General features: G+C 68.8%; 25 protein-coding genes. 15 read left to right on the plus strand and 10 right to left on the minus strand.

Annotated elements, in window-relative coordinates; genetic code table 11:
• Positions 1 to 23: 23 nt before the first annotated feature.
• The 3 genes from LX14_RS07250 (at position 24) to LX14_RS07260 (ending at position 2714) form a co-directional block, all read left to right on the plus strand.
• The gene (locus LX14_RS07250) at positions 24 to 620 is read left to right on the plus strand and encodes a PadR family transcriptional regulator (RefSeq protein ID WP_253646561.1); all 597 of its coding nucleotides are present in this window, start codon (positions 24 to 26) and stop codon (positions 618 to 620) included.
• Positions 613 to 1710, plus strand: coding sequence for an inositol-3-phosphate synthase (locus LX14_RS07255; protein WP_253646562.1), 1098 nt, complete (start codon positions 613 to 615; stop codon positions 1708 to 1710). The genes LX14_RS07250 and LX14_RS07255 overlap by 8 nt, the downstream gene beginning before the upstream one ends.
• 158 nt (positions 1711 to 1868) lie before the next feature.
• On the plus strand, positions 1869 to 2714 hold the full coding sequence (locus tag LX14_RS07260) for a DUF1206 domain-containing protein (RefSeq protein WP_253646563.1): 846 nt from the start codon (positions 1869 to 1871) through the stop codon (positions 2712 to 2714).
• On the opposite strand, the gene LX14_RS07265 is transcribed toward LX14_RS07260, so the two are convergent.
• On the minus strand, positions 2689 to 3291 hold the full coding sequence (locus LX14_RS07265) for a TetR family transcriptional regulator (protein WP_253646564.1): 603 nt from the start codon (positions 3289 to 3291) through the stop codon (positions 2689 to 2691). The genes LX14_RS07260 and LX14_RS07265 overlap by 26 nt on opposite strands.
• Before the next feature lie 56 nt (positions 3292 to 3347).
• Here LX14_RS07265 and LX14_RS07270 point away from each other — a divergent pair, with 56 nt between their 5' ends.
• A complete protein-coding gene (locus LX14_RS07270) occupies positions 3348 to 4031 on the plus strand; it encodes an enoyl-CoA hydratase/isomerase family protein (protein ID WP_253646565.1) in 684 nt (227 codons plus the stop codon).
• On the opposite strand, the gene LX14_RS07275 is transcribed toward LX14_RS07270, so the two are convergent.
• Both LX14_RS07275 and dinB read right to left on the minus strand, forming a co-directional pair.
• Positions 4015 to 5262, minus strand: a complete 1248-nt coding sequence (locus LX14_RS07275; protein ID WP_253646566.1) for a lipase family protein — start codon at positions 5260 to 5262, stop codon at positions 4015 to 4017. The genes LX14_RS07270 and LX14_RS07275 overlap by 17 nt on opposite strands.
• 105 nt (positions 5263 to 5367) lie before the next feature.
• Complete coding sequence (dinB, locus tag LX14_RS07280; RefSeq protein WP_253646567.1) at positions 5368 to 6603, minus strand: DNA polymerase IV; 1236 nt, start codon at positions 6601 to 6603, stop codon at positions 5368 to 5370.
• 114 nt (positions 6604 to 6717) lie between these two features.
• On the opposite strand from dinB, the gene LX14_RS07285 reads away from it, so the two are divergent.
• Both LX14_RS07285 and LX14_RS07290 read left to right on the plus strand, forming a co-directional pair.
• Positions 6718 to 7533, plus strand: a complete 816-nt coding sequence (locus tag LX14_RS07285; RefSeq protein ID WP_253646568.1) for an LLM class F420-dependent oxidoreductase — start codon at positions 6718 to 6720, stop codon at positions 7531 to 7533.
• On the plus strand, positions 7530 to 7955 hold the full coding sequence (locus LX14_RS07290) for a thiol-disulfide oxidoreductase DCC family protein (protein WP_253646569.1): 426 nt from the start codon (positions 7530 to 7532) through the stop codon (positions 7953 to 7955). The genes LX14_RS07285 and LX14_RS07290 overlap by 4 nt, the downstream gene beginning before the upstream one ends.
• 108 nt (positions 7956 to 8063) lie before the next feature.
• Here the strand turns inward: LX14_RS07290 and LX14_RS07295 are convergent, their stop codons facing one another.
• Positions 8064 to 8942 (minus strand): helix-turn-helix transcriptional regulator, encoded by an 879-nt coding sequence (locus LX14_RS07295; RefSeq protein WP_253646570.1) that lies wholly within the window; start codon positions 8940 to 8942, stop codon positions 8064 to 8066.
• 150 nt (positions 8943 to 9092) lie between these two features.
• Here LX14_RS07295 and LX14_RS07300 point away from each other — a divergent pair, with 150 nt between their 5' ends.
• From LX14_RS07300 to LX14_RS07325, 6 genes are all read left to right on the plus strand, one after another.
• Entirely contained in the window at positions 9093 to 9857 is a 765-nt protein-coding gene (locus tag LX14_RS07300) for a glucose 1-dehydrogenase (protein WP_253646571.1), read from the plus strand.
• Between the two features lie 50 nt (positions 9858 to 9907).
• Entirely contained in the window at positions 9908 to 10945 is a 1038-nt protein-coding gene (locus LX14_RS07305) for a zinc-binding dehydrogenase (protein WP_253646572.1), read from the plus strand.
• A complete protein-coding gene (locus tag LX14_RS07310) occupies positions 10942 to 11706 on the plus strand; it encodes a glucose 1-dehydrogenase (RefSeq protein ID WP_253646573.1) in 765 nt (254 codons plus the stop codon). The genes LX14_RS07305 and LX14_RS07310 overlap by 4 nt, the downstream gene beginning before the upstream one ends.
• Before the next feature lie 128 nt (positions 11707 to 11834).
• A complete protein-coding gene (locus LX14_RS07315; RefSeq protein ID WP_253646574.1) occupies positions 11835 to 12221 on the plus strand; it encodes a cyclophilin-like fold protein in 387 nt (128 codons plus the stop codon).
• A gap of 28 nt (positions 12222 to 12249) precedes the next feature.
• Entirely contained in the window at positions 12250 to 12663 is a 414-nt protein-coding gene (locus LX14_RS07320; RefSeq protein WP_253646575.1) for a (R)-mandelonitrile lyase, read from the plus strand.
• A gap of 142 nt (positions 12664 to 12805) precedes the next feature.
• Positions 12806 to 14887 carry a PhoX family protein gene (locus tag LX14_RS07325; RefSeq protein ID WP_253646576.1) on the plus strand — a complete coding sequence of 694 codons (2082 nt, stop codon included), beginning with the start codon at positions 12806 to 12808 and terminating at the stop codon, positions 14885 to 14887.
• Between the two features lie 3 nt (positions 14888 to 14890).
• On the opposite strand, the gene LX14_RS07330 is transcribed toward LX14_RS07325, so the two are convergent.
• The 5 genes from LX14_RS07330 to LX14_RS07350 form a co-directional block, all read right to left on the minus strand.
• Positions 14891 to 15274 (minus strand): hypothetical protein, encoded by a 384-nt coding sequence (locus tag LX14_RS07330; RefSeq protein ID WP_253646577.1) that lies wholly within the window; start codon positions 15272 to 15274, stop codon positions 14891 to 14893.
• 52 nt (positions 15275 to 15326) lie between these two features.
• Positions 15327 to 16346, minus strand: a complete 1020-nt coding sequence (locus LX14_RS07335) for a CNNM domain-containing protein (RefSeq protein WP_253646578.1) — start codon at positions 16344 to 16346, stop codon at positions 15327 to 15329.
• Positions 16343 to 17698, minus strand: coding sequence for a hemolysin family protein (locus tag LX14_RS07340; protein WP_253646579.1), 1356 nt, complete (start codon positions 17696 to 17698; stop codon positions 16343 to 16345). The genes LX14_RS07335 and LX14_RS07340 overlap by 4 nt, the downstream gene beginning before the upstream one ends.
• An 80-nt stretch (positions 17699 to 17778) precedes the next feature.
• Positions 17779 to 18060 (minus strand): YrhK family protein, encoded by a 282-nt coding sequence (locus LX14_RS07345; RefSeq protein WP_253646580.1) that lies wholly within the window; start codon positions 18058 to 18060, stop codon positions 17779 to 17781.
• A 51-nt stretch (positions 18061 to 18111) separates the two neighbouring features.
• On the minus strand, positions 18112 to 19428 hold the full coding sequence (locus LX14_RS07350) for a lipase family protein (protein ID WP_253646581.1): 1317 nt from the start codon (positions 19426 to 19428) through the stop codon (positions 18112 to 18114).
• A 99-nt stretch (positions 19429 to 19527) separates the two neighbouring features.
• On the opposite strand from LX14_RS07350, the gene LX14_RS07355 reads away from it, so the two are divergent.
• Positions 19528 to 20136, plus strand: a complete 609-nt coding sequence (locus tag LX14_RS07355; RefSeq protein ID WP_253646582.1) for a TetR/AcrR family transcriptional regulator — start codon at positions 19528 to 19530, stop codon at positions 20134 to 20136.
• A 1-nt stretch (position 20137) separates the two neighbouring features.
• Here the strand turns inward: LX14_RS07355 and ggh are convergent, their stop codons facing one another.
• Positions 20138 to 21478, minus strand: coding sequence for a glucosylglycerate hydrolase (ggh, locus tag LX14_RS07360; protein ID WP_253646583.1), 1341 nt, complete (start codon positions 21476 to 21478; stop codon positions 20138 to 20140).
• 163 nt (positions 21479 to 21641) lie between these two features.
• Here ggh and LX14_RS07365 point away from each other — a divergent pair, with 163 nt between their 5' ends.
• Together LX14_RS07365 and LX14_RS07370 are read left to right on the plus strand one after the other, a co-directional pair.
• Positions 21642 to 21902: a hypothetical protein gene (locus LX14_RS07365; protein WP_253646584.1), complete on the plus strand. Its 261-nt coding sequence runs from the start codon at positions 21642 to 21644 to the stop codon at positions 21900 to 21902.
• Between the two features lie 64 nt (positions 21903 to 21966).
• On the plus strand, positions 21967 to 23136 hold the full coding sequence (locus tag LX14_RS07370) for an EAL domain-containing protein (RefSeq protein WP_253646585.1): 1170 nt from the start codon (positions 21967 to 21969) through the stop codon (positions 23134 to 23136).
• Positions 23137 to 23144 lie beyond the last annotated feature (8 nt).

The following is a 23144-nucleotide window of genomic DNA, read 5'->3' on the forward strand; positions in this document are numbered from 1 at the left end:
GGTCGTCAGAAGGAGTTCATCCAGTGCTGGAGTTGGCGGTGCTCGGTCTCCTCCTCGAGGCCCCGATGCACGGCTACGAGTTGCGCAAGCGGCTCACCGGGTTGCTGGGTGCCTTCCGCGCCTTCTCCTACGGCTCGCTGTACCCGACCCTGCGTCGGATGCAGACCGACGGCCTCATCGTCGAGGACGCCGGACCACAGGGGACGCTCAAGCGGCGGGCGCGACGGGTGTACAAGCTGACGCCGGCAGGCCGGGAACGGTTCGCCGAGTTGGTGGCGGACACCGGTCCGCAGAACTACACCGACGACGGCTTCGGGGTGCACCTGGCGTTCTTCAGCCGCACACCGGCGGTTGCGCGCATGCGCATCCTCGAGGGTCGTCGTCGTCAGGTGGAGGAGCGCCGCGAGGGGCTCCGGGAGGCGGTGGGTCGCTCGACCCGCGCCGTCGACCGGTACACCCGTCAGCTCCACCAGCTGAGCCTGGAATCCAGCGAACGCGAGGTGCGGTGGCTCAACGAGCTCATCGCAGCCGAATCCGCGGCCGAGCCCGACGGTCCGGTCCTCGAACCCGACACAACTGCAGTTTCGCAACAGAATGAAGGAGAGCCCGACCATGGGTGACACAAACTCAGTCCGCGTGGCCATTGTGGGTGTGGGTAACTGCGCCTCATCCCTGGTCCAAGGCGTGCAGTACTACAAGGACGCCGACGAGACCGCCACGGTCCCGGGCCTCATGCACGTGACCTTCGGCAAGTACCACGTCCGCGACGTCGAGTTCGTCGCCGCGTTCGACGTGGACGCCAAGAAGGTCGGGTTCGACCTCTCCGAGGCGATCTTCGCGTCGGAGAACAACACGATCAAGTTCGCCGACGTCGAGCCGACCGGTGTGACCGTGCAGCGCGGCCACACCCTCGACGGCCTGGGCAAGTACTACCGCCAGACCATCACCGAGGCCGACGGCGAGGGCGGCGATGTCGTCCAGGCGCTGAAGGACAACAAGGTCGACGTCCTCGTCTCCTACCTCCCCGTCGGGTCCGAGCAGGCCGACAAGTTCTACGCGCAGTGCTGCATCGACGCGGGTGTCGCCTTCGTCAACGCCCTGCCGGTGTTCATCGCCTCCGACCCCGAGTGGGCCGAGAAGTTCCGCGCCGCGGGCGTGCCGATCGTCGGCGACGACATCAAGAGCCAGGTCGGTGCCACCATCACCCACCGCGTGATGGCGAAGCTGTTCGAGGACCGCGGCGTCGCGCTGGACCGCACCTACCAGCTCAACGTCGGCGGCAACATGGACTTCAAGAACATGCTCGAGCGTGAGCGTCTGGAGTCCAAGAAGGTCTCGAAGACCCAGGCCGTCACCTCGAACCTGCACGGTTCGCTGGCCGGCAAGATCGAGGACAAGAACGTCCACATCGGGCCCTCGGACCACGTCGCGTGGCTCGACGACCGCAAGTGGGCCTACGTCCGCCTCGAGGGTCGCGCCTTCGGCGACGTGCCCCTGAACCTCGAGTACAAGCTCGAGGTCTGGGACTCCCCCAACTCCGCGGGCATCATCATCGACGCCGTGCGCGCCGCGAAGATCGCGCTCGACCGTGGCATCGGCGGACCGGTCATCCCGGCCTCGGCCTACCTCATGAAGAGCCCCCCGAAGCAGCTCGCCGACGACGTCGCGCGCACGCAGCTCGAGGAGTTCATCATCGGAGCCGATTCCTGACGAGCAGAATCGGGATCGGAGCCGACGCCTGATCTGATCTCTCACGACCACGGCCCGTCATCTCTGCGGAGATGGCGGGCCGTCGTCGTGTCGAGGGTCCTTCCGTCCGGCACCCGTGCGGGGATACCGTGCCCGAGTCGGGAAGGGCGGGTGAGGTGATGGCGGGCAACGCGGATCGACCCTCCTCACGCAACCCGTTCACCGCCGCCGTCGACCACGCCACCGACAGCTCCTGGTTCGAGGCGGCCGCGCGCGCCGGCCACGTCGTGAGCGGGATCGTCCACGTGTTGATCGCGTACGTGATCGTGCGGATCGCGGTCGGGGCCGGTGGCAACGCCGACCAGTCGGGCGCGCTGGCCACCGTCGGCGGGACGACCGGCGGCACCACCGCGCTCTACGCCGGTGCCGTCGCGTTCGTCGCGATGGCGCTGTGGCGGCTGGCCGAGGCGGCGATCGGGGTGCACGCCACCGAGCCCGACGATCCCGACGACGACGGCCCGTCGGCCCTGCTGGACCGCGGCAAGGCACTGAGCCTGGCCGTCATCTACCTCGCATTCGCGTGGACCGCAGCCCGATTCGCGTTCGGGGACCATTCCTCGAGCGGGAGCGAGAACGCCGGGATGAGCGCGCGCCTGATGGACTCCACCCTCGGCGTGTGCGCCCTGATCGCCGTCGGGGTCATCGTCGTCTGTGTCGGGGCCTATCACGTCCACAAGGGCGTCACGCGCGCGTTCCTCGACGATCTGACGATCACGGACGTCGCGGTCGTCCGGGTGACCGGCCTGGTCGGGTACACCGCGAAGGGACTCGTCCTCGCCCTGGCCGGCGTCCTCCTGGTCGTCGCCGCACTGCGGTCGGACCCGTCCAAGGCCACCGGGCTCGACGGAGCGGTCAAGACACTCGGCAGCGCGCCCGCCGGCCCGTCGGTGTTGCTGATCGCCGCGGTCGGACTGGCCACCTACGGGGTCTACGCCTTCGTCATGGCCCGCTTCGCGCGGATGTGACCGTCGCGATCACTGCTCGGACCGCCGCGTCGAGTTGCCGACGACGCGCGTCCAACTCCACGGTGTCCGCCGCTGCAAGCGCGCTGCGCGCGAACGTCTGAGGGAGTTCGATCACGACCAGTGCGGTGGTGGACAGACCGTCGTCCCCGAGACGGCGCGCGGCGGCGCCCATCAGCGCCATGCTGCGTTCGTCGACTTCGCGGACCTGATCGAGGGTGGCCGGGGACAGCTTGAGGCCCAGCACGTCCCGTCGCGTCAGGCGCTCCAGGAGGCGGACGTCGTCGGGATGTCGCAGACAGAAGTCGAACGACGCGACGGCGAGCGCCGCAGCCACGTCCGCCCGGGCCAGGTCACTCGTGTCGACCTCCCCGACACCCGCCTGCGACCGCGACACCGCTCGGATCCACGCTCCGGCCAACACGTCGTCGATCCCCGCGAAGCGGTGGTAGATCGACCCGACCGGCGCCCCCGACCGCCGGGCGACAGCGGCCACCGTCGTCTTCCGGACACCCTCGGCGAGGACGCAGGATCGGGCTGCGTCGAGCAGGTCGTCGACGGCGAAGACGGTCCGGGACATGACGGCATCATCGCAGACAGTTGACGAATAATTGTTCTAGAGCTTATGTTCGCCATATGACACCCACCCTGGACATGCGCGACTCGGTCGCCGTCATCACCCTCGGCGACGACGAGAACCGCTTCTCACCCGAGGCTCTCGACCTGCTCGACACCCATCTCGACAGCGCTCGGGACCAGGCCGGGGCGCTGGTGACCGTCGGCACCGGGAAGTTCTGGTCCAACGGTCTCGACCTCGACTGGCTGATGGGCCACGGCGACCAGCTCGAGTGGTACGTCGGGCGGGTCCATCACCTGTTCGAGCGTCTGCTGACCTTCCCCATGCCGACCGTCGCCGCCGTCAACGGACACGCCTTCGGCGCGGGTGCGATGGCCGCGATCGCGCACGACTTCCGCATCATGCGCAGCGACCGCGGCTACTACTGCTTCCCCGAGGTCGACATCGACATCCCCTTCACACCGGGGATGGCGGCGTTGATCCAGTCGAAGACCGTGCCGACCACAGCTGTCGATGCGATGACCACCGGACGCCGGTACTCGGCGACCGAGGCGGTCGACGCCGGGTTGGTCGACGCAACCGAGCCTCTCGACACTCTCCTCGATGCGGCCATCGCGCGTGTCACACCGCTCCTCGGAAAGAACCCCGCGACCGTGGCGGCGATCAAGTCGACGATGTACGCCGGTCCGATCGCGGCGTTGCGCGACCGGACCGGGCGACCGTCGGTCAGTTCGCCGAGTTGAACCGGTCGTAGAGGAACTGCGACGCCGGCAGCGTGCCGAACAGGTACGGGAACACGTGGTTCGCCGCCAGCTTCGGGAAGATCGGCGGGGTGCCGTCGGTCACGACACGCACGTTCGCGCCCTGCGACCGCCAGCTGCGCACCATGGCCATCACCTGGCTGTTGGGGATGATGTCGTCGTTGATGCCCGTGTCCACCAGGACCGGCGCATTCGGCTTCATCTTCCCGATCAGCTGCTCGGCCAACGCCTTCTGGATCTGCGGGTACTTCTGCGAGATCTGGTACAGCGACTGGCCCGACGTGGTCCAGCCGTTCGTGCGCTGGAACCCGTAGCGGAAGACGGTGTCCCCGATGCACGAGGTGGCGAGCTGCTTGAGCGCGGCCTTGCCCGCGGGGCTCGCCTCCCGCTGGATCAGCGGACCGAGCTCCGGGTAGCGCGCGACGAGTCCGTTGACCGTGTAGCCGATGACACCCGCGATGGACGAGCCGTCGACGGCCTTGAGGACGACCTCGAGATCCGCCGGGGGCGCACCTGCGTAGGTGCCCTTGATGTTCAGCTCCGGTGCGTACGTCGAGGCCATCTCGGCTGCCGACGCGGTCGCGCCACCACCCTGCGAGTAGCCCCAGAACCCGATCGGCGATCCGGCGGGCAGCTTGCCCAGGTTGAGCGCAGCGCGGGCACCGTCGAGGACGGCGTGACCCTCCTCGATGCGGTTGACGTAGGTGTGGACCCCCGGCGTGCCCATCCCGATGTAGTCGGTCATGAGGACCCGGTAGCCCTGGTACAGGAGGAGGTTCGCGAACAGGCTCTCGTAGTTCGAGCCGAGCGCGAGGTTCTTCGTGTCGAGGGACGCAGGGAACGCGACGAGCTTCGACGGGGCGCAGTCGTCGCCCTGGCCGATGGTCCCGGGCGCCATGACGACGGTCGGTCGCGGGCCGCGACCGCGCCACGGCGCGAACGGCTCGATGTAGGTGCCGGTGACCGCGGTGGGCGAGCCGTCCTGCAGGCGCGAGGTGTACATGACCGTCTTGGCGGCCCCCGGGAACGGGCGGGGGTCGCCCGGGATCTGCAGGAAGATCGGCGTGGGCCGCGTCTTCACGATCGCACCGTTGCCGGACGGCAGTTGCCCCGGCGGCGTGTAGAACGCGTCGCCCGGTGCGGCCTGCGCTGCGGGCGCACCGATGGCGACGACGGTGGCCGCCGTGACGGCGGCGGTGGCGATGACGGTCATGACCCCACGAAATGACTTCACAGCGCTGACTGTAAGCCACACCACACCTGTTGGACAGACGGGTCGGGCAATGTCCATCTGCCGACCGTCCCCGTCGTGCGTGCGTCAATCGGGCAGCAGCGGCGTCTCGTCGTGGTCGGCGCGTCCGACGAGGGTCCCCCGGGTCACCGACGACGACCCGAAGCGGGATCGGAGATCGTCGAGTGTGGCGTCGAGAGCGCCGGTGTCCATCGCGATGCGGCCACCGCTGACCTGTGCCGACGACCCCTTCTCCTGCTCGCGGAACGGCAGCGACAGTTGGTAGGGATCGGCGTCGGCGAGGTTGGTGAGCGCCACCCCCACGAGCGTGCACCCCCGCTCGGCGATGAGCGGTCCCGCGTCGGCGAGGAGTCGTCGGGCAGCTGCGAGGATCAGCTCCGTGGAGTCGGTGGCGTCGACGAGGGTGTGCGACCGCGACGCCCGGGTGAAGTCGTCGAATCGCAGCCGGAGGACGACGGTGCGGCAGACACGGTCGGCCCGGCGGAGTCTGCGGCCCAGTTTGTCGGCGATGGCCATGACGGTCGCGTCGAGGTCGGCGAATGCGTGTGGACCACGCCCCATCGCCCGCTGGGCGCCGATCGAGCGATGGCGCACCCCGGTCGTCACCCGCCGGGGATCCTGTGCGAGCGACAGCGCGTGCAGGTGTGCGGCGGCGCCCCGCCCGACCATCGATGCGAGCGCCTTCTCGCCGGCGTCGGCGATGTCGCCGACCGTCGTGATGCCGTGCGCATGCAGCTTCGCCGCGGTCACCTTCCCGACGCCCCAGAGTCGCTCGATGGGCAGTGGGTGCAGGAACGTGATCTCACCGTGCGGCGGGACCTCGATCAGCCCGTCGGGTTTGGCCACCGCACTCGCCACCTTGGCGAGGAACTTGGTCCGTGCGATCCCCACGGTGATGGGCAGACCGACCTCACGCGCGACGCGGGCCCGCAGGTCTCGACCGATGTCCATCGGGGACCCGCGGATCCGGCGGAGCCCGCTGACGTCGAGGAAGGCCTCGTCGACGGAGATGCCCTCGACCAGGGGTGTGGTGTCGGCGAAGATCGCGAAGACGTCGCGGCTGGCCTGGGTGTAGGCGGCGAACCGGGGCGGGACCACCACCACGTCGGGGCACAGCCGGCGCGCGGCGCTGCCGCCCATCGGCGTGTAGATCCCGAACGCCTTCGCCTCGTAGCTGGCCGCGAGCACCACCCCGCCACCGACGATCACCGGACGCCCCCGCAGCGACGGGTCGTCGCGCTGCTCGACGGAGGCGTAGAAGGAGTCGAGATCGGCGTGCAGGATCGAGGCCGTCGCCCTCATCCCGGCGCCCTCCGATGTCACCCCACTGCCCACGCGCTCCATCGTCCCAGTCGGCACCGACAGCGATCGCGCGAACTTGTGGCCAAGATCGCCGGGCTCGGGTTGACTGTTCCCATGGCGAAAGACGTTCGCATCGGAGTCCAGATCCAGCCGCAGCACGCCCCCGAGTACGGGATGATCCGAGACGCGGTCCGCCGCGCCGAGGACATCGGTGTCGACGTGGCGTTCAACTGGGACCACTTCTATCCGCTCTACGGCGATCCCGACGGCGCCCACTTCGAGTGCTGGACCATGCTGGCCGCCTGGGCCGAGCAGACGTCACGCATCGAGATCGGCGCGCTGGTCACCTGCAACAGCTACCGCAACCCCGAACTCCTCGCCGACATGGCGCGCACCGTCGACCACATCTCCGGCGGCCGACTCATCCTGGGCATCGGGTCGGGATGGTTCGAGAAGGACTACGACGAGTACGGCTACGAGTTCGGCACGGCCGGTTCACGTCTCACCGATCTGGGACGCGCCCTGCCGCGGATCGTGGACCGCTGGGGCAAGCTGAACCCCGCGCCCACCCGCAAGATCCCCGTGCTCATCGGTGGCGGTGGCGAGAAGAAGACGTTGCGCTACGTCGCCGAGTACGCCGACACCTGGCACTACTTCGTCGACCCCGACAGCTACCGCCACAAGTCCTCGGTGCTCGAGTCGCACTGCGCCGACGTCGGCCGCGACCCCGGCGAGATCGAGCACTCGGCCGGCGTGGAGTTCAACCCGGCCGACGCGGCCTCGGGCGACGCGCTGAAGGACCTCGTCTCCCGCGCCGAACAGCTCCATGCCGAGGGCGTCACGTTCTTCACCGTCGGTGTGACCGGCCCCGACTACGACCTCACCGGCGTGGCCGAGCTCTGCCGCTGGCGCGACTCGATCAGCGGGTGACCGCCCCGCCCTCGGGGCCCGGCGTGCTGTTCTTCGACGGACACTGCGGCATGTGCACCCGGTCGCGAGACCTGTTGGAGCGCATGAACCGGACCGGTGACGTCCGATTGGAACCACTCCAGGCCGCCGACACGGTCGAGCGGTTGTCGGCGGCTCTGGGGCGGCAGCTCTCCCAGGACGAGTTGATGGCATCCATCTGGTGGCTGGGCGACGACGGTCGCGTGTGCTCGGCGGCCGAGGCAGCTGCTGTCGCCGCGGCCGTCGCGACCGGACTGCCGGCACCTCGGTGGGCGTACCGGATCCCCGGCGCGGGACCGCTGTCCGAGGCCGCCTACGGCTGGGTCGCCCGCAACCGCGGACGCTTCCCCGGGACCACCCCGTACTGCGAGCGGGAGCCGTCGGCCTGTCCGTCGACGGATTGACCATCACCCGAGACCGCCACAGCGGCGACGGCACCGTCACGTCGAGGGAGTCGAACACCGTTCCGTCGCAGCATCGTCCGACAGCGAGGTCGCGTCGGGTCGAGCACGTCAGGTGCTGTGAGTGGATCTCGGGGTCTGATGATCGCGGGCCAGCCAACTCCCGAGCAGTCGCATCGATTCCTCGGCTGCCGAATCGGGCGCCGGGGTGTAGACGGTGAGGGTCAGCCCGATGTCACCGGGCAGAGGCATGACCTCGTAGCCGAGTTCGATGTCGCCGACGGCGCTGTGGTGGAACGTCTTCACGCCGGACACGTGTCGCCTGACCTGATGGGCCGACCATCGAGAGCGGAATTCGTCGGACCGCATGGACAGTTCGCCGATCACCTGAGCCAGGGCGCGATCGCGGGGGAAGCGCCCGGACTCGGTGCGCAGGATGGCGACGTTGGTGTCGGCGGCTCGTTGCCAGTTGGGGTAGGTGGTGTGCGACCGCGGATCGAGAAAGATGAAGCGGGAGTGGTTCACCGGACGCTCGGTGGCGATGTACATGTCCGAGTACAGCGCACGCGCCAGATGATTGGTGGCGATCATGTCCTGCGACGCGGTGCAGACGAAGGCCGCGGCGCCGGTGATCGCGTCGAGCATCGCCTGCAGTGGGGGTCGCACCGCCGTCGGTCGCGACGGCGTCGACGGTCGAGCGCGGGTCGACGGGGTCGCGGCATGGGCGAGATCGAGAAGGTGGTCGTGTTCTGCGTCGTCGAGTTCGAGGGTGCGGGCGAGCGCAGACAGCACCGAGTCGGACACCCCGGCGAGGTCGCCGCGTTCGATCCGGGAGTAGTACTCGACGCTGAGGCCCGCCAGGGTCGCGACCTCGCTGCGTCGCAGGCCGGGGACCCGCCGGTCCGACCCAGCAGGCAGTCCGACCTGTTCAGGACGGAGTCGGCCGCGGCGGGTGGTGAGGAAGTCCTTGATCTCCGCGCGGGTGTCCATGTTCTCCGACCATACGGCGACCTCGGCCCGCGAGGGGTGCCCTGCGAGTACACCCATCGACAGTGACTTCCCGGGGTTCTCGATCTGCCGTTGTGTAGACATCACAGCGGTCCGACCGGCCGCTGGACACGATGAGGAGGCAAGGCGGCCGTGCCGGCAATTGATTTCACGACGAAGGTCGCATTCATCACGGGCGCAACTGGCGGGATCGGGCTGGCCACGGCCAGGGCTTTCGCGGATGCGGGGGCGGCGGTGGTGATCGTCGATCTCGACCAGACCGCGCTCGACGAGGCAGCCGCCGACATCGTCGCCGCCACCGGGGTGGACGTTCTCGCGGTCAGGTGTGATGTCACCGACGCTGATGACGTGGAGTCAGCAGTGAACACTGCAATCGAACGCTTCGGGCGAATTGATATGGCGTTCAACAACGCTGGTGTCGAACAACCCCACGCCGACCTTGCCGACGTCACCGTCGACGACTGGGACCGCATCGTTCAGGTCGATCTGACCGGGGTGTTCCTCTGCATGAAGTACCAGCTCGCTGTGATGCTCGAACACGGCGGCGGCACGATCGTCAACACCTCATCGGGGGCCGGGGTGAAGGGATTCGCGGGCCAAGCCGCCTACGCGGCAGCCAAACACGGCGTCGTCGGCCTCACCCGATCGGCCGCCCTGGACTACGCCGCCCGCAACATCCGCATCAATGCCATCTGCCCCGGGATCATCGACACCGAGATGATCGAGCGCTTCTCCGGGGACACCCCAGAAGGCCGGCAACAGGTCATCGACCAAGAACCGATCGGACGGTTGGGAACCCCTGAAGAGATCGCAGCGGCGGTGCTCTGGCTGTCGTCGGATCAATCCACGTTCGTCGTCGGACACGCAATGGTCGTCGACGGCGGTCAAACGGTCTGATTCCGCCCCGACAGAGCAGCCCACTCCTCCACCGAAAAGGAAGAAACGTCATGAAGGCAACACTGATGTACGGCGCCGGCGATGTCCGCGTCGAACAGGTTCGTGACTCCACCATCACCGAGCCGACCGATGCGCTGGTGCGCATCACCGCGACCTGTGTCTGCGGCAGCGACCTCCATCCCTACGGATCGATGTCGCCGGATGACGGACCTGCGCACATGGGGCACGAGTTCATCGGGATCGTCGAGGACATCGGTGCGGAGGTCACGACCCTGCGCACGGGCGACCTCGTGGTCGCGCCGTTCGCGTTCTCCGACGGGACCTGTCAGTTCTGCCGGGCAGGCCTGCAGACCTCATGCGAGCAGGGTGGGTTCTGGGACGGGCTCCCGGGCGAGGGCGGTCAGGCCGAGGCCATCCGCGTCCCCCTCGCCGACGGCACCTTGTTCCCGCTCCCCGTCGCGGCCGACTCGGCCCTGATCCCGTCGCTGCTCACCATCTCCGATGTCCTGGGCACCGGCTACCACGCCGCCGTCCGCGGGGGTGTTCGACAGGGCTCAACAGTCACCGTTGTCGGCGACGGCGCGGTCGGGCTGCTCGCAGTCCTGTCGGCGAAGCGCCTCGGTGCCGAGCAGATCATCCTCATGGGACGCCATCAGGCACGTACTGACCTGGGTCGCGAATTCGGCGCCACCGACGTGGTGTCGGCGCGCGGCGACGAGGGCGTCGCCGCCGTACGGGACCTCACGGGCGGGTTCGGTACGAATGTGGTCCTCGAAGCGGTCGGTCACCTGCCGGCCTATGAGCAGGCGTTCGGCGTCGTGCGCGTCGGCGGGACCATCAGCCGGGTCGGTGTCCCTCAGTACGACGACGCCCCGATCGGATTCGCCAGCCTCTTCGGCGGCAACGTCACCCTGACCGGCGGGCCAGCACCCAGCCGGGCCTACATGGAGGAGTTGTTGCCCCCGATCCTCGACGGGTCGATCGAACCGGGGAAGGTGTTCGACGCCACCACCGATCTCGATGGTGTCCCGGGCGGATACCGCGACATGGCCGACCGCACCTCGCTGAAGGTGCTGGTCACCCCATGATCAGTTACGACTACACCGGACAGGTCGCCCTGGTCACCGGCGCCGCGAAGGGTGTGGGGTTTGCCGCGGCCGCCGCCTTCGCCACCCAGGGGGCCGCGGTCGTGTTGGCCGACCGTGACGCCGACGCCCTTGACCACGCTGTCGACAGCCTCCGCGCCGACGGACACACCGTGCTCGCCGTGACCTGCGACGTCGCGGACGAGGAATCGGTTGCCGCGTTGGTGCGCAGCACGGTCGACGAGTACGGGCGGCTCGACGCGGCCTTCAACAACGCGGGCATACAGGTGCCCCGAATCGACGTGGCAGATGAGCCCGCCGAGAACTTCGACCGCGTCGCATCTGTGAACCTCCGGGGCGTGTGGGCGTGCATGAAACACGAGCTGCGGCAGATGCGCGCGCAGGGCGGCGGCGCGATCGTGAACTGCTCGTCGCTCGGTGGCCTCGTCGGTAACCCCGGGCTGGCCTCGTACCACGCGACGAAACACGGCGTCATCGGCCTGACCTCCAGTGCGGCACTGGAATACGCCCCGCGTGGGGTCAGGATCAACGCGGTGTGCCCCGGCACCATCGACACCCCGATGGTCGCCGACATGCTCGAGAAGGGCGCGCTGGAGGACGGCGCGATGACAGCAGCCATCCCGATGGACAGACTCGGCCGCCCCGACGAGATCGCGGCAGCGGTGCTCTGGCTGTGCAGTTCTGCCGCGAGTTACGTCACCGGCGTCGCGCTGCCCGTCGACGGTGGGTACGTGGCCCGATGAGACTCGCGACGGCGCTGCGGCGAGGAGGTGTCCTGGTCGCGGTCGGGACGATGATGGGTGGATGCGCCGCGCCCGACAATCCGGTCCGCCCCGGGGAAGGGGAAACGGTCGCCCGAGCATCGAGGGCGATGGGTTCGAGTTCGGCGGTGCCACCGACCGTCGCCGCCGAGCGACTGGTCATCACCGCCGGCGGGGTGCGACTTTCCGCAACCCTGCGTGACACCGTTGCCGTGCGGGATCTGTTGTCCCAGCTGCCCCTGAGCATCGAGATGAGCGACCACGGAGGCGTGGAGAAGACCGGTCGGCTTCCCCGACCGCTGACGACATCCGACGAGCCGTCCGGCGCGGACCCAGACTCGGGCGACCTCGGCTATTACGCACCGGGCAACGATCTCGTCCTCTACTACGGCGATCAGTCGTACCACCAGGGCATCGTGATCCTGGGACGCCTGGACGGCGATCTGACAGAACTCGCCCGGACACCGGGCCCGATCACTGTCACCGTGCAGCGGTGACAGCGATGACACATCAGGAGGAGCGACGATGAAGATCACCCGAAGCAGCACCGGCGACAGCGCCGTCTCGACGACCAAGGGCCCGTCGGACTGGTTCACCGGCGACGTGTACGTCGATGCCGCCGCCGCATCGCCACCGCCCTCACGCGTGTCGGCGAGCATGGTGCACTTCATGCCGGGCGCTCGGACGCATTGGCACCGGCACGCTCTGTCGCAGACTGTGTTCGTCACCGAGGGGGTAGGACTCTGCCAGCGTCGTGGAGGACCGATCGAGGTCATCCGGCCGGGCGACCGCGTGCTGTTCGAGGCCGACGAGATCCACTGGCACGGAGCCACCGCGGACAGGTTGATGGTGCACCTGGCGATCAACGAATCCGACGACGAGAACGACGCGGTCGAGTGGCTTGAGCCCGTCACCGACGACGAGTACACCCTCCGCTGACCGGTGAGACGCGGCGCGCGGGGTCCCCGGGCGCAACGATGACGAGCTGCTTTGCCATTCGTTTACTCCACGCTGGAGGGGACTTTACCTCACGCACGTAGCGTTCGCGGGTCACCGTCCCTCCCCAGCCCTGGAGTACTGCGTGGTCCGCATCGCCCTGCCGTTGTTCACCTCGGATCGCACTCGCGCGGGATCGTCGAGTCGCGCGCACGTCACGTGCAGGTACAAGTGCGGTGAGGCCTGCTGGCAGGAGCCGGGCAACACCAGTGACAACGCCTTTTTCGGCGACGTCGTCCGATCGATGGTCTCGCGCAGGTCGGTGCTGACGGGTACCGCGACCGCGGCGATCGGGGTCGGCGCAGCATCGGTGCTCGCAGCATGCGGGGACAGCGGGTCGACCTCGTCCGCGCCACAGACACCCCCTGTCACGGGCACCGGGACGGGGACCGGGATGGACTTCACCGCGGTCGCGCCGAACACCCGCGACGCGGTCGTCGTCCCGGACGGGTACGAGCAGTCGGTGGTGATCCGGTGGGGTGACCCGGTGCTCCCCGGGGCGCCCGAGTTCGACTTCGCCGCACAGACCCCCGAGGCCCAGGAGAAGCAGTTCGGCTTCAACAACGACTTCGCCGGACTGATCCCCGTCGACGGGCAGGCCGACCGCTTCCACCTCGTCTGCAACCAGGAGTACACGACCGAGGAGTTCATGTTCCCCGACTACCGGTCGAAGGAACCCACCGAGAACCAGGCCCGGGTCTCGATGGCCGCGCACGGGATCACCGTCGTGGAGGTGCGCACCGAATCCGGGTCCGGGAAGCTGACCCCGGTTGTGAACGAACGGAATCGACGGATCACCGCGTCCACACCGTTCACGCTGACCGGCCCCGCGGCGGGGAGCGAGTTCGTGCGCACGTCGGCGGATCCCGCGGGTACCCGGATCCTCGGCACCATCGGGAACTGTTCGGGCGGGATCACGCCGTGGGGCACCATGCTCTCCGGTGAGGAGAACTTCCCCAACTACTTCAGCGGGGCGTCGTCGGTCACCGACCCGACGGCGAAGGAGCGCCTCGACCGGTACAGCTTCGACGACGATGCCGACTACCACCAGTGGGGTCGGTTCGAGGAGCGCTTCGACCTCGCGCGGAACCCCAACGAGGCCAACCGCTTCGGGTACATCGTCGAGGTCGATCCCCACGACCCGTCGTCGACGCCGATCAAGCACTCGGCTCTAGGTCGCACCAAGCACGAGTCGGCCACCATCCACGTCACCGACGACGGGACCGTCGTCGCCTACTCCGGTGACGACGAGCGCTTCGAGTACATCTACAAGTTCGTCTCGTCGCGGAAAGTGCGACCGGGCACGGGATCGTCGGCGATGCGGAGCAACCTGCGCATCCTCGACGAGGGAACGCTGTACGTCGCCGTGCTGACCGGCGACAGCCCCCAGCAGGTCGACGGATCCGGGCGACTGCCCACCGACGGGAAGTTCGCCGGCGGCGGCCGCTGGGTGCCCCTGCTGACCGTCGATGAGTCGGGGAAGGCCACATCGCGGATCGACGGGATGTCAGCCGCCGAGGTCGCGGTGTTCACCCGCATCGCGGCGGACAAGGCCGGCGCCACGAAAATGGACCGCCCCGAGGACATCGAGCCGCACCCGACGACCGGCAAGGTCTACTGCGCCCTCACGAACAACAGCAAGCGCGGGACCGACGGGAAAGCCGCTGCCGACGAGCCCAATCCGCGCAACGAGAACAAGAACGGGCAAATCCTCGAGATCACCGACGACCACGCCGGGACCGAGTTCACCTGGGAACTGCTGCTGGTCTGCGGCGACCCGGCGGCCGCCGACACCTACTACGGCGGATTCGACAAGACGAAGGTCAGTCCCATCTCGTGCCCCGACAACGTCGCGTTCGACCCGCACGGCAACCTGTGGATCTCGACCGACGGCAACGCGTTGAAAAGCAACGACGGGTTGTTCGCCGTGGCCCTCGACGGACCGAACCGCGGTGAGACGAAGCAGTTCCTGACGGTCCCGAAGGGCGCCGAGACGTGTGGCCCGATCATCGGATCCGAAAGAGTCCTCGTGTGCGTCCAGCACCCCGGCGAGACCGACGACGCGACCGTCGCGAATCCGGTGTCGAACTGGCCCGACGGCGGGTCGAGTCAACCGCGTCCCTCGGTCGTGGCGATCTGGAAGAAGGACGGGTCGATCGGCGTCTGAGGATCAGCCGCGGTGTGCGGGACGGTCACCGGCCAGCGCGGCCAGCGCGGAGACCAATCCGCCCCCGTTGATCACCGCCCAAGCGATGTTCCCGGGCTTGCCGCCCGACTGCGCTGCCGCCACCGCGTGATTCACGCCGAAGAGCGTCGACAACACCGCGAGCCCCCGCAACTGCGCGCGCACCGGGTCCTGGTCGCCGGCGACGATCGCACCACCGGCGACGAGCGTGCCGAGGTTCCAGATGGCGATCTCCCGTTGCCAACCGGCGTTGCGTCCCCATGCGGTGGTGTCGGCGAACTTGTCCGGGAAGACGCCCTGCACGACGAGGGCGACGGAGGTCCCTGCCAGCCACGTGGCGGTGGCGGCGCGAACGGTGGGTCGGTACACGGTGTCCTCCTCGTCGATCGGCGAGCCGACCGTACCGCGGATTCACGACGGTCTAGGACACCGCCGGCTCCGTGCCACGGAGAATCCGGTCGGCGACGTCGGTCACCGTCACCACACCGAGCGTCGTCTCGTTGTCGATGACCACTGCGAGATGAGTCCGATCGGACCGCATGGTGTGCAGCAGGTCCTCGAGACGTTCCTGGGGTGCCACCCGCACCACCGGGCGCATCAGGTCGCCTGCGGTCGCATCGGCGGGACCCGCGACGGCGTCGCGGGCATGCACCATGCCCACCGGGGCGCCTCCGGATCGCACGAGCAGTCGGAGGTGTCCGGATGCGGCCGCGGCAGAACGGATCTGCGCCGCCGAGGCATCGATGTCGACCTGGGCCGGTTCACGGTCCCGCTCCCCGAGCACGTCGGCGACGGTCAGCTGCTGCAGGTCCAGTGCGCTGAGCAGCCGCCCGCGGTACTCCTCGTCGAGGGCGCCGGTCGTCCCGGAGTGTTCGACGAGGTGCCGGAGCGCCGCGGGGTCCTGGCCCGACGACGTCTCGTCGACCGGTTCGACACCCGCGCGGCGAAGGAACCAGTTCGCGATCGTGTTGAGCGACAGCAGCAACGGTCGGGTGACGACGAGGAACGCCCGCATCGGCAACGCCAGCATGATCGCGGACTTCTCGGGGTGCGCGATGGCCCACGACTTGGGCGCCATCTCGCCGACCACGAGGTGCAGGAACGTCACGATGATCAGGGCGAGGACGAACCCCGCCACGTCGGCCACCCACAGGGGCGCGCCCCATCCCTCGATGAGCGGCGTGAGTGCATAGTGCACAGCAGGTTTCGTGACCGCACCGAGCGCGAGGGTGCACACGGTGATGCCCAGCTGGGCGCCGGCGAGGAGGACCGACAGGTCGGTCGCGCTCCGGACCGCGGCGCGGGCCGAGCGGCTGGTCGCTGCCTCCTCCGCCAGTCGGTGGGTCTTCGCGGCGATGAGTGCGAACTCGACCGCGACGAAGAACGCGCTGGCCGCGATGAGCAGGGCGCTGACGGCGACGATGACCCAGGGGATGCTCATCGCAGGACCTCCGATCCCTCACGCAGGTCGACATCCACGACGGCTGGCACCCTCCGTCGCACCTCGCGCACGGTGAGCGCGAGGCGGTACCGCGGGTGGTCGTCGGTCCGCGCGGCCTCGGTGGGGTCGGGTTCCAGGTCGACGATCACGGTCTCGTCCGCACGGGGGAACCGTTGCAGCGTCGAGAGAATCGCTCCGGCGACGGTCTCGTGGTCTCCCGCGGGCAACCTGTGGCCGACCAGTCGTTCGAGTTCGTCGACCGCGAGGTCGCCCCGGACCGTCCACGACGACTCTGTCGACGACCGGAGTGCGGCGACCACCGCGTCGTGCTCGTCGGCGATGTCGCCGAGGAGTTCCTCGGCGATGTCCTCGCGGGTGAGGATGCCCGCGAATCCGCCGTACTCGTCGATCACGGCGACCATCTGGACGCGTCGGGTGTCCATCTCCTGCAGCACGTCCGGCAGCGGCAGCGACGTCGGTACGGCGACAGCGGGACGGGCGGCGTCCGACGCGGTACCGCTCGTCGAGTGGTCGAGGAGGTCGTGCAGGGAGACGATTCCGTGGAGGTCGTCGTGGTCCGTTCCGAGGACCGGGTACCGGGTGTGTCCGGTCGCCATCCGCGCACGCACCTCGGCCACCGGCAGTTCCGCCGGGACGACGTCGACCCGCGGCCGGGGAACCATCGCGTGGTCCGCTGTGCGCGTGGGGAAGTCGAGGATGCGGTCGAGCAGGGTCGACGTGTCGTCGTCGATCTCACCGGTCGCCCGCGAGGCGGCGACGATGTGGATCAGGTCGCGGGGTGTGGCCGAGTGCTCGACGTCGTGGACCGGTTCGATCTTCAGGGCCTTCAGCAGCAGGTTCGACGACTGGTCGAACAGCCAGATCAGCCACCCGAACAGCGACAGATACAGATTCGTCGAGCGGGCGAGGCGGCGCGCCACAGGTTCGGGCCGGGCGATCGCGAGGTTCTTGGGGAACAGCTCACCGAACACCATCTGCACGCCGGTCGACACGACGACGGCGACGATCGTGCCGATGGTGACGCCGACCGCGGTGCCGACGCCGATCCCGCCCAGGAGGTCGCCGACACCCTGGCCGATCAGGGGCTCGGCGACATAACCGACGAGCAGTCCCGTCACGGTGATGCCCAGCTGCGCGCCCGACAGCATGAACGACGTCCGGCGGGTCACGGTCAGCGCGCGCGCCGCCGCACCGTCGCCGGCGTCTGCCGCCGCGCCCAGTCGCGAGCGGTCGGCGGCCATGTACGCGAACTCCTGCGCCACGAAGTACCCCGTGAACGCGGTGATGACCACGACCACCAGCAGTCCGAAGAGGATCTCGAGGATGATCACGCGTGCAGCATCTCAGCCGGGAGAGGGTCCATGAGCAGCTGACGAACGGGTGAGAGTAAAAGTTCCTTTACTCGCGGGGCTCAGTAGTCATCGCCGACGTCGGCCTGCGCCGACCCGCCGCGAATCCGCTGGATGTGGAACCGCCGACTGAGGCGGATGGCCGGTCGAACGAGGAACTGGATGCTGCCGATGAGGAAGAACCAGGTCGCGGCGAAGGTCGTCGACTCCCAGAAGAACAGGATGCTGCCGATCACGAACCACACGGCGATGAGGAAGTCGTTGGCGATGCTCGCCGCCTCCCACCGCTGACGCACGATCAACTCGTCGTGCCCGATGCGGAAGCTGAGATCTCTGTCGGTCATCGTCCGAGTGTCCTCGACCGACCGACCTACCGGGCAGGCCGGTGGCCTGGTTCAGCGACAGCGCGGTACCGGCACCCCGGTGAAGCGGTCCTCGACCCACCGGGCGGCTCCGGGCACGTTGGTGATCTCCGGTAGCGCGTGTCCGACAGCTGTGCCGGGCAGCAACGGCGGGAACGGGATCAGATCCAGCGTGACGGGGACACCCCGGCCGCACCACGTCGAGGCCAACACCCGGACGTTGCGGGTCGGGACGGCGTCGTCGTTGACGTTCGACGACAGCAGCACCGGCGATGTCGGTGTGAGCCGACCGACCGTCTGTTCCTCCACGACTCGGCGCCCGACCGGGTCGTTCATCACCGCCGTGCCGAGCGAGCCACCACTCTTCGTCCACTGCGACGAGCGTTGGAACGAGTAACCCAGCGTCTGCAGGACGCACTGGTTCGCGGTGTCACGCATCATCGCCCGACCGCTCGCGTTCAACACCCGCTCCAGGACCGGCTCGATCTCGGGGTTCGTCCGGACGGCACCGTTGAGGAAGTACCCCACCGCTCCGATCAGCGTGCTGCCCTCGGCCCGGGCCAGGGTGTCGGCCAGCTGCACCGGCGGTGCGCCGGAATACGTCCCGACAAGCCGCATCTCCGGGGCGTAGGCCGGTTGCAGCTCCGCGGCGGCCGCGACGGCGTGGCCGCCCTGGGAGTACCCCCAGAACGCGACGGGACTGGCGGACGTCAGCGATGTCCGCGGCAGTCGTACGGCTGCTCGAGCGGCGTCGATGACGGCGTGGGCGGAGTCGACCCTGTTCGCGTACGGGTGCGGTCCGGGCGTCCCGAGGCCCAGGTAGTCGGTGAACACCACGGCCATCCCGCGCGACAGCAGGTAGTCGACGGCGATCTGCTCGTAGGCGATCGACGCGTCGATGGGCGGACGGTACTGGACGAGAGATTGCAGCGCGATGGACGGGGCGCACTGTCGACCCGCGCCGATGGTCCCGGACGCCAGGGACACCAGCGGGCGCGGCCCCCTGCCCCGCCACGGAGAGCTGGGCTCAAAGTAGGTGCCGGTCACCGCGACAGGGCGATCGTGCTCGTCGAGGCTGCGGTACATGATCCGCCGCGCCGAGCCCGGGAAGGTGCCGTCGCCGGTGGGCACCGAGAGCGGCACGGCGAACGGCTGCTGACGGATCACGTCGCCGGGCGCGGTGCCGGGCAGGACGGCGGGCGGGTCGTAGAACGAGCCCCACGGACCGGCCGGCGCGGGGACGGTGGCCGGACTCGCAGACGCACCGGGGGCCGTCGTGAGCGTCGCCATCGTGGCGAGAGCCGTGGCCGCGCCGACGATGCCGAGGAGGTGCCGGATTCGGTGCCGCATGGATCGTCCCCTTCGACGTCGCGATGTCGGACAATTACAGACAGCTCATGTCCGTAAAGTCAACGGTCGGCGCAGCGAGAGTGCTGCCATCATCGAGATGTGTCGTCGACCCCCAATCCCCGACGCGGCCGACCCCGTGATCCCGACATCGAGTCCCGTGTGGTCGGCGCGGTCGAGGCGGTCTACTGGAGCACCGGGTGGGCCGGGTTCACCGTCGACGCGGTGGCGCGAACGGCAGGGGTGGGCCGCGAGGCGATCTACCGACGGTGGCCCACGAAGATTGCTCTCCTCGTGGGCGCGTTGGAACGGACGACGCCCCTGCCGCATTCGATCGACACGGGTTCGTTGCGCCGCGACCTGATGGAGCTGGCCCGGCAGCTGCTGTCCACATACCGATCCCGGTCGGGCATGGTCGCGATCCGGGTGGCGGTGGACGCGCGAGCCTTCCCCGATCTCCTCGAGCCGCTGACGCACACCATCAGCCGCAGCCGCTTCACGACGACGCGCGACATCGTCCGGCGCGGGGTGGCCCGGGGGGAACTGCCCACCGACACCGACATCACGCTGCTACTGGAGATGCTCACCGGCGCGGTGCTCAGTCATGTGTTGTTCGCGCACGACCACGGCACGGAGTCCGCGGACGACGACAGGTACGTCGGCGTCGTCGTGGACATGACCCTCGCGTCGGTCTCGACCGGCGCGCGCTGAGTCAGTCGAGCCAGTCCAACACCGCCGCCGCGGTCCAACTCTGCTGCATGCTGCCGAGTGGCTCGCCGGTGAAGGGCTCGTAGTACTCGGCGAACGACCCGTCCTGCGCCTGACGAAGCCCCTCGTCACGCAGGCGGACCGCACGCTCAGGCCACCCACGCCGGGCGAACGCCCACGAGAACAACCACGTCATCACGGGCCACACCGGACCTCGCCAGTACTCCTTGGGCCGGAAGTCGGGGGAGATCGGTGACGTCGACGGCGGCACGACGTAGCGCAGATCCGGGTGCCCGCAGAAGCGCGGACCGTCGAACACCCGCACCAGCGTCCGTTCGCGGTCACGCGGCAGCCCGCCGCACAGCAGTGGCGCGAACGCCGCGATGGTCTCGGTGGTGATCCACCGCCCGGCACGGAGATCGAAGTCGCGCGCCATCCCGTTGCGCTCGGAGCTCGCGGCGACGACGCCGGCGCGGAAGCGGTCCGCCCACGCGCGCAGATCGCGGACGTCGGAGCGCGGCTTGGCGTAGTCCTCACCGATCGTCGCCAGCACCTCGCACGCCACCGCGAAGATCGCACTGACGAACACGTCCTCCACCGCGAAATCCATGACGGCCGGGAGCTTCTCGTCGTCGTAGTGCGCCCGCTTCATCTGCTCGACCAGCCACAGATACCGGTCGTACTCGGTGTCGCTCGGGCGCATCGCCGAGTCGTCGACGTGGTCGAGATCGGCCCGGCGGTACGGCGGCAGGTCGTCGCCGACGACGACGTTCGCGTACGCCGCATCCCACCGGGGCGAGTTGTCCATGCCGGACTCCCAGCCGTGGAACAGCGTGATCCGACCGCGGCCCTGGGGATCACGCGCGTGCGCGAGCCACCGGTGCCAGCGCACCAGGTTGCCCCAGCGGCGGTCGATGAACTCGTCGGCGGCCTGACGGGTGGTGCGACCGCGCCGACGGGAGTGGTCGAGGATGCGCTGCACGGCGATCGCGTGCACGGGGGGCTGGGTGATGCCCGAGGTGTCGACGAACGTCGGAGCATGGGCGGCCAGTCGGGCGGTCTCCCACCGCGCCGGGCCGGGGAAGTACCCGTCGCGACCGTTCGCGAACACGATGTGCGGGATCATCCCGTTGCTCCACTGCGCCGAGAGCAACGTGTCCATCTCGATGACAGCGCGTTCGACGCTCAACGGGGCCAGTCCGACCGCGACGAACGCCGCGTCCCAGCTCCACATGTGCGGGTACAGCTTGGGCGCAGCACTCGTCATGGTGCCCAGGTCGTTGCCGCGCAAGAGGTACGCCGCACGGGCCGCCAGTTGCGTGGAGGTGAAGCCCACGTTCGCCACGCCCGCCATTCTCACCGTCGGCCGCCATCGGCGCTCGTCAGGGCCTCTGAAGGCCGATGTGCACACGGCGAATTCTCGTTATTCGATCGTTACTCCGACACGATCGGGCGGCTGTTGTCGCTGTGGGTGGGGATCACGCGGTCGACTGCCTACCGTCGAGGACATGACCGAGATGAAGTCGATCGCCGATCACGTGGCAAGTGGCGATTCGCTGGCCGAGACGGCCCGCGCCCTCGACGTCGCCGAGGACGAGGTGAACCGGTGGGCGCACGAGATGATGCTGATCCTGCGGGTCGACACCGTGACCGCCCTCGCCGATCAACTCCGCCGGATGCAGTACGGGGCGCCGACCACACAGCCGTGGGACCGGTCACTGTTCGTCCGCAAGCACGCTGACAAGGCCCCGGCCGAGTCGGTGGCCTGAGGCGACCGGGCACGACAACGCGCTCACGGCGCGCCATGTACGTCAGCGTGATCGAGAGGGAGTCATGCAGTTCGCGCCGGTTCGGCGACTGTCCGATGGGGCACTCGCGGCCGCGGAACTCCGACTACGGGGTTCCGGTCACACGCGTATCCGCAAGACCGAGGACCTGCTCCGCGCCGCGAGCCTGATGAGCCAACAGATGCCGGTGCGGTCGGCCACCCCGTCCGCCGCTCCCGGCGTCGCCACCGCGGTCGACGTCGCCGATGCACTGCCGCTGCTGGTGTCGATCGACCTCGACATCACCTCGACCTTCACCGACTCCGACCTGCACCCGCTCAGCAAGGTCGTCGTGTGCGTGTCACCGGACGACGTGATCGCCCACCCCCACCGCTGCCTGGCCACCATCGTCGAAGCCCGGGAACTCGGGCGCCTCATCTGTGTCGACGACATGGGATCGGCGGACAACGCCCTCGCGATGCTCCCCCTGATCGAACCGGACATCATCATCACGCCCCGGGAACTGTTGGCACGCATGGTCGAACCGGAGATGGCCGATCTCGCGAACGCGCTGCAGGCGTACGTCGAACGCAGCCACGCGGTGATCGTCGCCGAGGGCGTCGACACCGAGGACCTGCGCGAGGCCGCGCTGACCGTCGGGGCGTCGTACGGGGTGGGTGCGCTTTACCCGGCGTCCACGGATCCCCTCGGCATGATCGACGGGCCCGTCGTCCCGCTGCCAGAGACACCGGTCTGGAACACGCCGCGCACCGACCTGCCGACGCCGTACGCCATCGCCTCGCAGGGAGTCCGCCCGCGGCGCGGCACGAAACAACTCCTCATCGAGATGAGCAAGACGCTGGAGGCCCAGGCTGCCGGTGTCGGGCACTCGATGATCGTCATCGGCACCTTCCAACACAAGCGACACTTCACCACCGAGACCTCGAAACGGTGGCATCTGCTGTCCGAGGCGACGGGGTTCGCAGGTGTCTACGGCGTCGGCCTCGAGGACCGCATCGAGGGCAACGTCCAGCACGCGCCCCTCGAGCCCGAGGACGACCTCGTCAACGAGTGGACGGTCGCCGTCCTCGGACCGCACTACGCCGCGCTGCTGTCCGCCCGCGATCTGCACGACAACGGACCCGATCTCGACCGCACCTTCGACTTCGTCCAGAGCTTCGACCGCGTCACCGTCACGCAGGCCGTCAACAGCATCCTGTCGCGCTTCACGGGCTGATGGGTTCC

Origin of the sequence: Williamsia deligens (assembly GCF_024171765.1) — a bacterium.
Lineage (GTDB): Bacteria > Actinomycetota > Actinomycetes > Mycobacteriales > Mycobacteriaceae > Williamsia_A > Williamsia_A deligens.

Excerpts from the sequence above, each read along its gene's own strand:
- LX14_RS07255 (WP_253646562.1), top strand. The coding sequence starts at position 613 with ATGGGTGACACAAACTCAGTCCGCGTGGCCATTGTGGGTGTGGGTAAC.
- LX14_RS07260 (WP_253646563.1), top strand. The coding sequence starts at position 1,869 with ATGGCGGGCAACGCGGATCGACCCTCCTCACGCAACCCGTTCACCGCC.
- LX14_RS07265 (WP_253646564.1), bottom strand. The coding sequence starts at position 3,291 with ATGTCCCGGACCGTCTTCGCCGTCGACGACCTGCTCGACGCAGCCCGA.
- LX14_RS07270 (WP_253646565.1), top strand. The coding sequence starts at position 3,348 with ATGACACCCACCCTGGACATGCGCGACTCGGTCGCCGTCATCACCCTC.
- LX14_RS07275 (WP_253646566.1), bottom strand. The coding sequence starts at position 5,262 with ATGACCGTCATCGCCACCGCCGCCGTCACGGCGGCCACCGTCGTCGCC.
- dinB (WP_253646567.1), bottom strand. The coding sequence starts at position 6,603 with ATGAGGGCGACGGCCTCGATCCTGCACGCCGATCTCGACTCCTTCTAC.
- LX14_RS07285 (WP_253646568.1), top strand. The coding sequence starts at position 6,718 with ATGGCGAAAGACGTTCGCATCGGAGTCCAGATCCAGCCGCAGCACGCC.
- LX14_RS07295 (WP_253646570.1), bottom strand. The coding sequence starts at position 8,942 with ATGGACACCCGCGCGGAGATCAAGGACTTCCTCACCACCCGCCGCGGC.
- LX14_RS07305 (WP_253646572.1), top strand. The coding sequence starts at position 9,908 with ATGAAGGCAACACTGATGTACGGCGCCGGCGATGTCCGCGTCGAACAG.
- LX14_RS07310 (WP_253646573.1), top strand. The coding sequence starts at position 10,942 with ATGATCAGTTACGACTACACCGGACAGGTCGCCCTGGTCACCGGCGCC.
- LX14_RS07315 (WP_253646574.1), top strand. The coding sequence starts at position 11,835 with ATGGGTTCGAGTTCGGCGGTGCCACCGACCGTCGCCGCCGAGCGACTG.
- LX14_RS07320 (WP_253646575.1), top strand. The coding sequence starts at position 12,250 with ATGAAGATCACCCGAAGCAGCACCGGCGACAGCGCCGTCTCGACGACC.
- LX14_RS07335 (WP_253646578.1), bottom strand. The coding sequence starts at position 16,346 with ATGAGCATCCCCTGGGTCATCGTCGCCGTCAGCGCCCTGCTCATCGCG.
- LX14_RS07345 (WP_253646580.1), bottom strand. The coding sequence starts at position 18,060 with ATGACCGACAGAGATCTCAGCTTCCGCATCGGGCACGACGAGTTGATC.
- LX14_RS07350 (WP_253646581.1), bottom strand. The coding sequence starts at position 19,428 with ATGCGGCACCGAATCCGGCACCTCCTCGGCATCGTCGGCGCGGCCACG.
- LX14_RS07365 (WP_253646584.1), top strand. The coding sequence starts at position 21,642 with ATGACCGAGATGAAGTCGATCGCCGATCACGTGGCAAGTGGCGATTCG.
- LX14_RS07370 (WP_253646585.1), top strand. The coding sequence starts at position 21,967 with ATGCAGTTCGCGCCGGTTCGGCGACTGTCCGATGGGGCACTCGCGGCC.